The sequence below is a fragment of the Variovorax sp. 05L425 genome (genome assembly GCF_056397705.1).
In genome coordinates this window covers 370,429-382,248 of the sequence record NZ_JBFTNY010000001.1, presented here as the reverse complement: position 1 = coordinate 382,248, position 11,820 = coordinate 370,429, and the positions used below count along the sequence as shown (strand labels likewise).

Genomic DNA, 11,820 nt, shown 5'->3' with positions numbered 1-11,820 from the left:
CGTGAAACACATCACCGACTTCCTGAGACACCCGCGATTCCGGAAAGCCGCCGTATTCACGCAATGGAGCGCCCACATGCGTCCCTTGCGCATGGATTTCATCGACAACCGCGTGGCGATGTCCCCCGCCGCGCTGGCCAGTCTGGCCGTGGGCGCGATCGCGCTCATCGTGGCGATATGGGGCTATTCGTCGGCCAGCGCCGAGCACAAGAGCCTCGCCGCCGCGGCCAACGTCGCGCCGGCTGCGGACCCGACGGCGCGCGAAAGCGAAGCCCGCCGCCGGGCCCGCGAGGTGGATGCGAAGCGCTCCGCCAAGGTGCTCGCCAACCTCACCGTGCCCTGGCCGACGCTCTTCACCGCGCTCGAATCCGCCGCTGGCGAAGGCGTCGTGCTGACCGGCCTGATGCCCGAAGCCGAAAACCGCCGCGTGCGCATCAGCGGCGAAGCGCGCCGCTTCCAGGACATTCCGATGTACACGAAGAAGCTGCTCGGAACCAAAGCCTTCGCCAACGTGCTGCTCCTCTCGCACGACACGCTCGACAACCGCCGCATCGCCTTCACGCTGCAAGCGGACTGGACGGAGACCGCCGCGCCATGATGAACAGGATCAACGTCATCGCCGCGCGCCAGTGGCTGATGCGCCACCGCGCCGCCTGGCTTCATGCCGCCGGCGCCGTGCTGCTGCTGGTGGCCGCGCTGGTGTGGGCCACGGCCCAGCGCCCGCTCTCCGCCGACAACGAGCGCCTGCGCGAGCTGGCCGCCGAAGCGGCGCAACGCCCGCGCGCCGCCGCCGCGCCCAGCCCCGCCGAACAGCTCAGCGCCTTCGAGGCCCGTCTGGCGCGCCCCGACGACGCCGTGCACATGGTCTCCGTGATCTACCGCCTCGGCATCGCCAACGGTCTCGAGATCCCCACCGGCGAATACCAACTGGAGCGCGTGCAGGACGACCGCATGCAGCGCTACCGCCTGAACCTGCCGGTGAACGGCAGCTATCCGCAGATCCGCGCCTTCATCCTCCAGGCGCTGCAAACCCTTCCCGTCGCTGTTGACGACATCCAGGTGCGGCGCGAGTCGAGCGGCGACAAGCTGCGGGCGCGGCTGCGTCTGTCCCTCTACCTGCTTCCCCCCTGAGCCATGAAGATCCCTGCCAAGGCTCGATGGAGCTTGTATGCGATCGCCGCCGTGTTGACCGTGGCGGCGATGTGGCTCGTCAATCGGCGCGAAGACGACGAAATCGTCAGGCCGGCGAGCGCCTCGTCGCCATCCAGGCAATCCGCGAAGCCCGCCGACGACGCGCCCGACCACCGCGCCCCGGCCGCCAACGACGCGATCGCGCGGCTCAAGCGGCAGGTCGAAGCGGCCATCGGCCACGGCGGCATCGATCCGTTTCGCGACGGGCCGACCGCCGAAGAACTCCAGGCCGCCGCCGCGGCGCAGGCGGCCGCGGCGGCGGTGCAGGCCGTGGCGATGGCCCAGCAGCAACGCGCTGCGGCAGAGGCGCCGCCGCCCCCCCCACCGCCGCCATCGCCGCCCTTCCGCTACCTTGGCCGCTGGAAAGAGCAAGGCCGCACGCTGGCGTTCCTGCAATCCGGCGACCACGTGGTGCAGGTCGATGGCCCCGGGCCGCTGGACGGCACTCCCTGGCGGGTCGTCGCGCTCGGCGACGACGTGGTCACGCTGCAAATTCCCAAAGGTCCCACGCACACGCTGACGTTCGATGCGCCGGGCAACGACGCGCCCGCGCCCTCGGCCGCCGCCCCAGCCGCTGCCGCCACAACCTCCGCAGCTGCCACACCTACAGCCGCGCCCGCGCAGACACCCCCCTCCACGCCGGCGCGCGCGGCCCCGTCGGCCACGCCCGCGCAAGAAACTCCATCCAATTCCGCCGGCCTCGAGCACGCCCCCGGCTGGGAAGAAAACTGACTCACCCCGACATGAACTGCCCCCACCGCTTCGTCCGCTCCCGCATCTCGCTGGCTGCGATTGCCCTGGCCCTGCTCGCCGGTTGCGCCTCGCCCGAACAGGCCCGCTCCGACGAAGCCGCCCGCCTGATCGCCGAAGGCCGCATCGAAGAAGGGCTTGCCGTGATGGACCAAAACGTCAAGGCCCACCCCCGCGACCGCGAGATCTACGCCGAGTACCAAGTGCAGCGCAACGGCATCATCCATCTGCTGATGCGCGAGGCCGACCGCTTGAGGTCGCTCGACAACCTCGATGCCGCCGAGGCCAATTACCGCCTCATCTTGCGTATCGATCCGCAGTCGGACCAGGGCCGCTCCGGGCTGGACGCCGTCAACCGTGCCCGCGTGCAGGACGCGCGCGTGCGCGAAGGTCAGGCCGCGCTGCAAGCGGGCGATCTGGTGCGCGCCGAGCAGGTCACCCGACTGGTTCTCTCCGAAGATCCGAACCACCGCGACGCCCGTGCGCTCGCCAAGGCCGTGACGACGCGGAACACCGACACCGACGCCACGCCGGTGCGGCTGCGCGAAGCGTTCAAGCGCACCGTGACGCTGGAACTGCGCGACGCGCCGCTGGCGACCATCTTCAGCATCCTGTCGAAAGCCGGCGAGATCAATTTCATCCTTGACCGCGACGTCAAGACCGACGCCCGCACCAGCGTCTTTGTGCGCGACAGCTCGATCGAGGACGTGCTCAAGATCCTGCTGATGACCAACCAGTTGAGCCGCAAGGTGCTCAACGACAACTCGCTGCTGATCTACCCCGCCACGCAGGGCAAGCAGCGCGAACACCAGGAACTGGTGATGCGCAGCTTCTACATCGCCAACGCGGAGGCCAAGCAGACCGCCGCGATGATCAAGGCGATGGTCAAGACCAAGGACATCTTCGTTGACGACAAGCTCAACCTGGTGATCATGCGCGACACGCCCGAGGCCGTACAACTGGCCGAGCAACTGGTCGCCACGCAGGATTTGGGCGAGCCTGAGGTGATGCTCGATCTCGAAGTGCTCGAAGTGTCTTCCTCGCTGGCCCAGACCCTGGGCGTCGAGTACCCGACGTCGATCGGCGTCTATGGCGTGGGCGTCGACGGCACCGTCCCCGACAAGGTCCAGATCAGCGGCCCCGGCAGGGCCACTGGGCTGCGCGCCTTCACCACCAACCCGCTGATGCTGCTGAACCTGTCGAAGAACGACGGCAGCAGCAACATCCTCGCCAACCCGCGCATCCGCGTGAAGAACCGCGAGAAGGCGCACGTCCACATCGGCGAGCGCGTGCCGGTGATCACCACCACCTCGACCGCCAACGTGGGCGTGTCGTCGTCGGTGAACTATCTGGAGACCGGGCTCAAGCTCGAAGTCGAGCCGAACGTGTTCCTCGACCAGGACGTGTCAATCAAGGTGGAGCTGGAGGTGTCGAACATCCTCGAACAGCTCAACATCTCCGGCACGGTGGCCTACCGCCTGGGCACGCGCAACGCCGCCACCACGCTGCGCCTGCGCGACGGCGAGACACAGGTGCTCGCGGGCCTGATCGACAACGAGGACCGCAAGTCCAACACCGGCATACCGGGCGCAAGTGACCTGCCGATGCTGGGCCGGCTGTTCCGCAACGAGACCACGACCGGCGCCAAGTCGGAGATCGTGCTGCTGATCACGCCGCACATCGTGCGCAACGTGACGCGGCCCGCACTGGTGCGGGCGCAGTTCCCCGCCGGCACCGACGCCGTGCCGGGCGCGGCGCCGCTGCGCGTCGGCAAGATGGAGCGCATGGAGATCAGCACGGGCAGCGGCGGGCCGGCGGTGGTGCCAGCCAAACCGGCTGCTGCGACGCCGAACCAGCAGGGCCTGGAGATCGCCGTCAGCGCGCCGGCGGAAGTCAAGGTCGGCGAGACGGTCACGCTGGACCTGAAACTGCCCGAAGGCACGACCGCCGCGACCGCGAAGGTGCAGATCAACTACGACCCGGCGGTGCTCAAGCCGATTGGCGTGGCGCCTGATTCGAGCGCCGGTCAGGGACAGACGACGGTCGAACTGTTCACCTCCGGCATCACCGGAGGCACGCCGTCGCGTCCGGGATCGGTGCGGTTCCAGGTGCTTTCCAAAACGCCGACGAGCACGGACATCGACATGCTCGTCGTGGAGTCGAACGCCCGCGTGTCGGTGCCGCGGACCTTCAACCTGTCGGTGGTTCAGTGATCGCCCTTTCCCCCCAAGCGCGGCGAGGGAACACGATGCGCGGGTTCACGCTGATCGAACTGCTGGTCACGCTCGCCATCCTGGCACTGCTGGCGACCGCCGCGGCGCCGATGGCGGAGTTGACCGCGCGCCGTATCAAGGAAACCGAACTTCGCCACGCGCTGCGCGAAATCCGCACCGCGATCGATGCCTACAAGCAGGCCGGCGAGGAAGGCCGCATCGCCCGCGCCGCCGACGCCACGGGCTATCCGGCCTCGCTCAGGGTGCTGGTCGATGGCGTGCCGCAGGAGAACGATCCCGCCAAACGGCGCATCTACTTCCTGCGCCGCGTGCCGCCTGATCCGTTCTACAGCGGCGCGTCCGTCAGCCGTCCGGAAGAAACCTGGGGGCTGCGCGCCTATTCCTCGCCACCGGACCGCCCTCAATCGGGCAAGGACGTGTTCGACGTCTTCTCGACCTCCCAGGCCACCGGCCTCAATGGCACGCCCTACAGCCAGTGGTAGCCCTATCCATCATGCCCAGACAACGCGGCTTCACCCTGATCGAACTGCTGGTCGTGATGGCCATCATCGCCACGCTGCTGTCGGTGGCGCTGCCGCGCTACTTCGGCTCGCTGGAACGCGCCAAGGAAGCCACGCTCAAGCAGTCCCTGGTGGTGATGCGCGACGCCATCGGCCAGTACTACGCCGACAAAGGCCGCTACCCCGAACAACTCGAAGACCTGGCAACGCAGCACTATCTGCGCGCAGTGCCGATCGACCCCGTCACCGGCTCACGCGAGACATGGCAGATCGTGCAGCCGCCGTCCGATGCCGCGAATCTCGCGGGCAACGTGTACGACATCCACAGCGGCGCGCCAGGCAAGACCAGCGATGACATCACCGACTTCTCGGCCCTGTAAGACCTGGCGGCAAAGCCAGGGCGGCTACACCTACATCGGCCTGCTGTTCCTCGTCGCGGTCATGGGGATCACGCTTGCCGCCGCGGGCATGGTCTGGCGCGTCCAGGCGCAGCGCGAGCACGAGGCGGAATTGATGTTCATCGGCCGCCAATTCACCGCCGCGATCGCCCGCTACTACGAAAACACGCCGGCCGGACAACGGCCGGGCTTCCCGTCCAAGCTCGAAGACCTGCTCGACGACCGCCGCTGGCCCGTGCCCAAACGGCACCTGCGGCGGATCTTCATCGACCCCATGACTGGAACGACCGAATGGGGACTGGTGCGCACGCCAGCGCCGGACAACCGCATCATGGGCGTTTACAGCCTGTCGAAAGACACGCCGATGAAGCAGGTCGGTTTCGGCTGGCCCTACGACGCCGGAGATCTCGCGGACTTCACGTCGGCACTCACCTACCGGGACTGGCGCTTCATCTATGTCGCGCCGGGAGATAGAGGGAGTTAAGGACACGCCGATCAATGAGCGCGACGGTGGGTGGTGAGTAAATCAGCACTTCCTTGGATTTAGAGGAATTGACGCCCGAGCCTCCGAAACTTGAATGAAAGAACACTCATGAAATCGATCTTCTCGCTGCGCAAATCCCTGCTTCTGCTGGCCCTGTGCCTTCCCGTGGCCGCCGCGCAGGCGCTGGCCGCCGGTGACGATGGGGGTGAGATCAGCAGCGGCGCTGGCGAAGACGTCCGTTACAACGGAGTCTGGAACGTTCACTTCGACGGCGGCGGCAGCGCCGTTCTGATCTTCTCGCCCCAAGGGGAGTCGTGGGTAGAGAAGGGCCGCGCGGTCATGCCCAAGGTCTGTCAAGGCAAGAGCCTGCCGCTGACGATCCAGGGCGGCACGGACAACGGCGTTCAGTTCACCGTCTTCGGCTCGCCCATCGACAAATCCTGCCCGGACATCACGTACGTCTTCAGGGTGGTTTCCGATGCCAAGGTGCAGACGCTGAAAGCCAGACTCCAGGGCGGCGGCGTGGCGACGATGACGCTGGCGCCTGCCAAGCGGGGCAAGAAGAATTAATCAGCGCCCTGCGTGCGGGATGCCCGCAACCCCGTGAGCGTCAGCGGGATCGCGGGCATCAAGCCGGCGTCGCCGTCGCCGGTTCTCCCGTGATCGTCGCAGCGGAGAGGACGAACCTGACCGACTGCGAATAGGAAAGAGGAAAGGCAAATGGCCCCGCGCGCGAAGCGCGGGGCCATTCAACCAATCAATACACCGTCACCTTGCCCGTGGACAGCGGGTTCGTGCAATCGTTGTAGAAGTAGTCGCCCTTCTTGCTGAAGGTGTACGAGTACGACTCGCCCGGTCGCAGATGCGGATCGAACAGACCTTCGAAGAACTGCGTGGCGCAGTACTCGCGGCTGTTGCTCTCGGGGTTGGTGAACGTCACCGTGGTGCCCAGCGGCACGCGCAGGTTGTTCGGGTAGTTACCCGCCGTCTGCGTCAGCCCGGCTTCGGCGCTCGTCGCCGTGGTGCGGCCCAGCAGCACGGTGTTGTTGACGGTCGAACCTTCGGTAGCCGTTCCGCCCACCGCACGGCGCGTGTCGATCGGCGCCGGAGCGGCAGCCTGCGTATGCGTGCCGCCGAGCTTGAAGGCCCACAGCTTGTCGCCGCGCGTCACCGCGTTGCCGTAAGGAATGCCCGTGCCGCCGGCATAGATGGCGACGTACTGCTCGCCGTCGATCTCGTAGGAGACCGGGCTGGCGCTGATGCCCGCGCCAGTCTGGAAGCGCCACAGTTCCTTGCCGTTCTTCGCGTTGAGCGCGATCAGGTTGCCGTCGGGCATGCCGATGAAGCCGACGTTGCCGGCGGTGCTCAGGAAACCGTTGCCATGCGCCAGGTCATAGGGTTCCGGAACGCGCCACTCGACTTCGTTGGTGCTGGCATTCACCGCCACGATGCCGCCGGACTGGTATTCACCGATGGCGCGCTGACCGTTGGAGCCTGCTTCCGTGTAGTGAGCGGCCGCCGAGACGGCATAGCCGGTGTAGAAGAGCCCCGTCTTCGGGCTGAAGGACTGGGCGTTCCAGTTGGCGCCGCCGTTGTGGCTCGGCGCCGTCAGAATCGGCTTCTTCTCGCCGAGGTTCTGCATCCAGAAGGCGTCGTACATGCAACCCTGTGCATAGTTCGGAACCGCGCGGTTCGGATTGCCGGGGATCGGACCGCCGAGGTCGGACGGCGCCACGCAGTCCTCCAGATAGCCGCCCTGGTTCGGGTACGGCTGGGTGGCCGAGGTCAACTGGCGCTCTTCCTGCGGTACGGACCGCTCGGTGATGCCCAGGGGCGCTTCGCCGGTCTTGCGATCGAGGATGAAGTACATGCCCGACTTGCTGCCGTAGGCCAGCACCTTGCGGTCCGCGCCATAGATCTTGACGTCGGCAAACACCGGAGCCATCACGTTGTCCATGTCCCAGATGCCGTGGTGGACGGACTGGAAGTGCCATTTGTATTCGCCCGTCTTGGCGTCCAGCGCGACGATCGAGCTGGTGTACAGGTTCGTTCCCGGACGGGTCGCGCCGTTTTGCGAAGAGCCGCAGCTGCGCGCATTGCCGAAGGTGTAGTACACCATGCCCAGTTCGAGATCGACCGCCGGGTGCATCCACGGCGCGCCGCCGCCCACGCGGGCACACGCCTCGGCGGCCACGGGGTCGCTGCCCCAGGTGGGAATGACGCCCGTCGGGTCGTCGCCATTGCGAGGCGTGCTGTAGAAGTGCCACTTCTCCGCGCCGGTCTTGGCATCAAACGCCAAGGCGGTGCCGACGTTGCCGTCGTTCGAGCCGGCATAGACCAGACCGTTGGCATACACCACCGCAGCCTTCTGAACCGTGCCGTAGTTGGCGTTGGCCTTGACCTTCCAGATTTCCGCGCCGGTTTGCTCATCGACCGCGGCCAGGTAGCCGCTGGCAATGGTGAACACCTTGCCGTCGCCGACAGCCGGACCGCGGCGCACGCCGGTGCCGCCCAGGTTGTAGGTCCACTTGATGGCGCCGGTCTTGCCATCGATGGCTTGGAGGTGGCCCTGCGCGGTTTCCATGAAGATCACGCCCTTGGAGACCACGGGCGAGCTTTGGTTGTCGCCGGTCGTGGCGCCGCCTTCGAGGTTGACCTGCCAGGCCGCGCCGAGTTGGCTGATGTTGTCCTTGTTGATCTGGTCCAGAACGCTGTAGTTCTGGTTGCCCAGGTTGCCGCCGACCTTGGGATGGTCCTTGAGCGAGTCCTTGACCGATTGCTTGGCCGCGGCGGCGTCGATGGTGGCCTGCGCCTTCAGTTCGGCCTTGTCCCCCTTGGCGTCGAGGAGTAGCGCATCCTTCTTCGCCTGGGCCGCGGCGATGAGGTCCGCTTTCTGCAGTTGAGCGTCAGCCACGGCGGCGGCCTTGGCCGCGGAATTGGGATAGGTCGCGGCCTTGGCGGCTGCGATCAGCGCATCGCCCTGCGCCTTGGCGGCGTCAACCAGTGCATCGCCATCGGCCTTGGCCGCATCGACGAGTGCCTGGCCGTCGGCCTTGGCCTCGGCCTTGATCGCCTGAGCAGCGGCCTGAGCCGCGGCATTGGCAGCCAGAGCCGAGCCGGTAAAGCCCATGACCGCTGCAGCGATCGCGAGCGTGATGGGGGACAGTTTCTTCATGTTGGATCCCTCGGTAGGAAAAGAGTTATGCGGGTGCGAGCGCTGGGGAGATTTCAGTCCCTTGTCGCCACGGACCCAAACACCGGCAAGGACGCCGGCGACGAACCGGATAGAAGCCTGGCCTGTGGCTTCGGGTGTCTCCTTGTTAGAAACAACGGGGCGGTTGGTGGGTTTTTGGTAGTTCTGTCTTACAGAACGCCATTCCATTACAGAATTCTAGACGTGGACGATCGGGCATCAACTAGGGTTGTCACCAGCGCCCGACGTTTTTGTGAAGGAACGCAAGATGACGCAGCCAACCGAAGCCCCGCGCTCGGGATCGCGGGGCGTTTCGCCCGCTTTGTTGGCCATCGGACAACGCCCGCTGTTCAGGCCGTCGCGGCCCAGCTGCCTTCAGAACCGATACGCCGCACTCATGCCCAACGTCCAGTTGCGCCCGGGGGCCGGCTCGAAGTAGCGGAAGTTGCCCTCGTTGACGATGACCGAGCCGATGTAGCGCTTGTCCAGAAGGTTGTCGATGCGCGCGAAGGCGTTGAATTCCCAGCGCTGCCAGTGCTTCACATAGCCCGCGAACAGGGCCACCAGGCCGTAGCCCGGCGCGCCGACAGTGTTGCGATCGTTCGCCTCGACGCTCGCCAGCGCGCGCAGCTCGGTGCCGGCGCGCCAACCGTCAGGCGGTACCCAGCCGAACGAGGCAAAGAACATCTGCGGCGCAATCCCCGGAATCTTGTTCCCCGCGGGCACGAAGCTGTTCGCGGTGCATGGGACCGTCGAGCAGAACGGATCGCTGTAGCGCGCGTCGAGCCAGGTGTAGGCCAACTGGGTGCGCCAGTGGTTCTCCGTCTCGTGCTGCCAGGCCAGTTCGAAGCCGTCGCGCTTCGTGCGGCCGGCGTTTTGGTAGGTGGCGCGGCCGCCGACGTTCGTGGCGGTCACGATCTCGTCATCCGTCCGCGTCTGGAACACCGCCGCCGTCAGCAGGCCACCCACGATCCGCGCCTTGGCGCCCACCTCGACGCTGTCGTTGGTCGCCGGCTGCAGCGCGAAGTTGAGCCCACCCAGGCCGTCCGGACGGTAGGACAGCTCGTTCAGCGTCGGCGTCTCGAAGCCCCGGCCCACCGAGGTGTAGAACGCCAGGTCGCGCGTCGCCTCGTAGCGCAACGAAGCCACGGGCAGCGTCTGCTCATAGCGCACGCTGCCGCTGTCGTTGACGTTGGCCCCCACGATGTAGTGGTCCTGCGAGTCGAAGTCGACACTGCTGCGGCGCACACCGGCTTCGAGCGTCCAGCGATCGGCGAAATGCCAGGTGCCCTGCACATAGGGGTCGAGGTTGTTGACCGTGTTGATCTCGTTGCGCCGCAGGCGGCCCTGCACGCCGAGGATCGGATTGGCCACGGAGCCGATGTAGTTCTCGTAGCCCGTGCGGTGCTCGCGCAGATCGTCGTAGTCCAGCCCCGCCACGAGTTCGAACGGGCGATCCGCCAGTTGCATCCTGGATGTCCAGCGCAGGTCGACGCCGCCAAAGTCGCGCGACAGGCCGATGACGCCGCCGGCACTCAACGGATTGACCTGCGCCGAAGGTGGAATGGCCTGGAACTGGCTGGTCTTGCGCTCGCCGCCGTAGACCATGAGTTGCAGCGAGTTGTCGGCATTGATGCGGCGATCGTAGGTGAGGCCTGCTTGCGTCTGGTCGACGGACTTGCGGGTGTTGAACTGCGTGGCCACCGTCGCGCTGCGGGGGTTCAGCGCGTACTGGTCGGCAGTGAGCCCCAATGGGTCCTGCGCATCCAGGTGCACGCTGTTGGCCACCAGGCTGAGGCGACTGCCGTCGTCGAAGGTGACACCCAGCTTGCCGTTGACGATGTCGCGCGTCGCTGCGCTGTGATCGCGGTAGCCGTCGGTCTCGAAGTGGGTGCCGCTCAGCAGGTAGTCCACTGCACCCGTGGAGCCACTCACGATGGAACCGATGCGCGATGTGCCGAAGCTGCCGCCGGCGATCGAGAAGCCCAGCTTGGGCGGGCCTTCACCAGTCTCCGTGAAGGTCTGGATCACGCCGCCCGAGGAGTTGCCATAGAGCGAGGAGAAGGGGCCGCGCAAGACTTCGACGTGATCGATCGAGCCGATGTCGATGTTGGAGGTCTGGCCCTGTCCGTCGGGCAGCGTCGCGGGAATGCCGTCGACGTACAGGCGCACGCCGCGCACGCCGAAGGTGGAGCGCGCGCCGAAGCCGCGAATGGATATCTGCAGGTCCTGCGCGTAGTTCTGGCGGTTCTGGATCTGCAGGCCCGGCACCGAGTTCAGGCTTTCGGAGAGATTCACGCCGAGCCGGCTGTCGCGCATGTCCGCGCCTTCGACCCTGTCAACGGAGCCCGCGACATCGAACACCGGCTCGGTTCCCCGAGGGGTGGAGACGGTGACCTCGCCAAGGGTCGGCGCGGCGGTCTGTGCATGGACCGCGAACGAAGAAATAGCCAGCAGGCAGGCGCCTGAGAAGACGTTGTTTTTCATGAATGAAGCGCTATGGGAAGGGCCAGCGGCTACGACTTCTTCTGCCTGTGCGCCAGCTTCATCGTGGCCGGGCCGTTGCCCCTGGCCGTGGCCTTCATCGTTTTGGCGGCGGCATCGACCGGATTGAACCGGTAGCTGATGTTGGGGCACTTGGGATTCACCGTCGAGGCGAAGACGGTGAACGAAAGGCCAAGGTCCGGGTGGGTGAGTTGCACCGTCAGCGGCAGCTTCTTGCCTTGGCAGACGGCGGGCATGACGGAACGGCCCTTCTCGGTCCAGAAGCCGTCCCAGTCATGCAGGTCCAGCACGGCGCTGCCGCCTCGGTCGAAGCGGACGTTCCACACGCCGGCGAACACGGGCGCGTCGTCCTTTCTGTCGCTGCCCTGGGAGGGAGCTTCCCTGTCGCCCCCGTCGCCGTTGATGTCTTCTTCGTCGTGACCATGCTGGCCGAAGACGGCGACGGGCAGGCACAAGGCCAGGAGCAAGAGGGATTTGCGCAAATTGAAAAGAGTCATGTCGATCTCACAAGCGTTTTACAAACGTTCTCTCAGAAAGAACAGAGTTTCAAAAAATGAACCCGCGA

11 protein-coding genes are annotated in these 11,820 nt (G+C 66.2%); 8 read left to right on the top strand and 3 right to left on the bottom strand.

The annotated features are described in order from the left end of the window. Position 1: 1 nt before the first annotated feature. The 8 genes from AC1DN9_RS01930 (at position 2) to AC1DN9_RS01895 (ending at position 6,127) form a co-directional block, all read left to right on the top strand. Positions 2 to 598, top strand: a complete 597-nt coding sequence (locus tag AC1DN9_RS01930) for a PilN domain-containing protein (RefSeq protein WP_478096744.1) — start codon at positions 2 to 4, stop codon at positions 596 to 598. Then, positions 595 to 1,131 carry a hypothetical protein gene (locus AC1DN9_RS01925; RefSeq protein WP_478096742.1) on the top strand — a complete coding sequence of 179 codons (537 nt, stop codon included), beginning with the start codon at positions 595 to 597 and terminating at the stop codon, positions 1,129 to 1,131. The genes AC1DN9_RS01930 and AC1DN9_RS01925 overlap by 4 nt, the downstream gene beginning before the upstream one ends. 3 nt (positions 1,132 to 1,134) lie before the next feature. Then, positions 1,135 to 1,923 (top strand): hypothetical protein, encoded by a 789-nt coding sequence (locus AC1DN9_RS01920; RefSeq protein ID WP_478096740.1) that lies wholly within the window; start codon positions 1,135 to 1,137, stop codon positions 1,921 to 1,923. An 11-nt stretch (positions 1,924 to 1,934) separates the two neighbouring features. After that, a complete protein-coding gene (locus tag AC1DN9_RS01915; protein ID WP_478096738.1) occupies positions 1,935 to 4,154 on the top strand; it encodes a secretin N-terminal domain-containing protein in 2,220 nt (739 codons plus the stop codon). Between the two features lie 35 nt (positions 4,155 to 4,189). Beyond that, positions 4,190 to 4,657 carry a prepilin-type N-terminal cleavage/methylation domain-containing protein gene (locus tag AC1DN9_RS01910; protein ID WP_478096736.1) on the top strand — a complete coding sequence of 156 codons (468 nt, stop codon included), beginning with the start codon at positions 4,190 to 4,192 and terminating at the stop codon, positions 4,655 to 4,657. A gap of 11 nt (positions 4,658 to 4,668) precedes the next feature. Continuing rightward, a complete protein-coding gene (locus tag AC1DN9_RS01905; protein WP_478096734.1) occupies positions 4,669 to 5,055 on the top strand; it encodes a type II secretion system protein in 387 nt (128 codons plus the stop codon). Then, positions 5,027 to 5,557 carry a type II secretion system protein gene (locus AC1DN9_RS01900; RefSeq protein ID WP_478096732.1) on the top strand — a complete coding sequence of 177 codons (531 nt, stop codon included), beginning with the start codon at positions 5,027 to 5,029 and terminating at the stop codon, positions 5,555 to 5,557. Before AC1DN9_RS01905 ends, AC1DN9_RS01900 begins: the two co-directional genes overlap by 29 nt. A gap of 108 nt (positions 5,558 to 5,665) precedes the next feature. Further along, positions 5,666 to 6,127, top strand: coding sequence for a hypothetical protein (locus AC1DN9_RS01895; RefSeq protein WP_478096730.1), 462 nt, complete (start codon positions 5,666 to 5,668; stop codon positions 6,125 to 6,127). Positions 6,128 to 6,314: 187 nt separating this feature from the next. On the opposite strand, the gene AC1DN9_RS01890 is transcribed toward AC1DN9_RS01895, so the two are convergent. The 3 genes from AC1DN9_RS01890 to AC1DN9_RS01880 form a co-directional block, all read right to left on the bottom strand. Continuing rightward, complete coding sequence (locus tag AC1DN9_RS01890) at positions 6,315 to 8,732, bottom strand: outer membrane protein assembly factor BamB family protein (protein WP_478096728.1); 2,418 nt, start codon at positions 8,730 to 8,732, stop codon at positions 6,315 to 6,317. Positions 8,733 to 9,125: 393 nt separating this feature from the next. Then, the gene (locus tag AC1DN9_RS01885; RefSeq protein ID WP_478096726.1) at positions 9,126 to 11,237 is read right to left on the bottom strand and encodes a TonB-dependent receptor domain-containing protein; all 2,112 of its coding nucleotides are present in this window, start codon (positions 11,235 to 11,237) and stop codon (positions 9,126 to 9,128) included. Between the two features lie 29 nt (positions 11,238 to 11,266). Next, positions 11,267 to 11,752: a hypothetical protein gene (locus tag AC1DN9_RS01880; protein WP_478096724.1), complete on the bottom strand. Its 486-nt coding sequence runs from the start codon at positions 11,750 to 11,752 to the stop codon at positions 11,267 to 11,269. Positions 11,753 to 11,820 lie beyond the last annotated feature (68 nt).

Excerpts from the sequence above, each read along its gene's own strand:
- AC1DN9_RS01925 (WP_478096742.1), top strand. The coding sequence starts at position 595 with ATGATGAACAGGATCAACGTCATCGCCGCGCGCCAGTGGCTGATGCGC.
- AC1DN9_RS01920 (WP_478096740.1), top strand. The coding sequence starts at position 1,135 with ATGAAGATCCCTGCCAAGGCTCGATGGAGCTTGTATGCGATCGCCGCC.
- AC1DN9_RS01915 (WP_478096738.1), top strand. The coding sequence starts at position 1,935 with ATGAACTGCCCCCACCGCTTCGTCCGCTCCCGCATCTCGCTGGCTGCG.
- AC1DN9_RS01910 (WP_478096736.1), top strand. The coding sequence starts at position 4,190 with ATGCGCGGGTTCACGCTGATCGAACTGCTGGTCACGCTCGCCATCCTG.
- AC1DN9_RS01905 (WP_478096734.1), top strand. The coding sequence starts at position 4,669 with ATGCCCAGACAACGCGGCTTCACCCTGATCGAACTGCTGGTCGTGATG.
- AC1DN9_RS01900 (WP_478096732.1), top strand. The coding sequence starts at position 5,027 with ATGACATCACCGACTTCTCGGCCCTGTAAGACCTGGCGGCAAAGCCAG.
- AC1DN9_RS01895 (WP_478096730.1), top strand. The coding sequence starts at position 5,666 with ATGAAATCGATCTTCTCGCTGCGCAAATCCCTGCTTCTGCTGGCCCTG.
- AC1DN9_RS01890 (WP_478096728.1), bottom strand. The coding sequence starts at position 8,732 with ATGAAGAAACTGTCCCCCATCACGCTCGCGATCGCTGCAGCGGTCATG.
- AC1DN9_RS01885 (WP_478096726.1), bottom strand. The coding sequence starts at position 11,237 with ATGAAAAACAACGTCTTCTCAGGCGCCTGCCTGCTGGCTATTTCTTCG.
- AC1DN9_RS01880 (WP_478096724.1), bottom strand. The coding sequence starts at position 11,752 with ATGACTCTTTTCAATTTGCGCAAATCCCTCTTGCTCCTGGCCTTGTGC.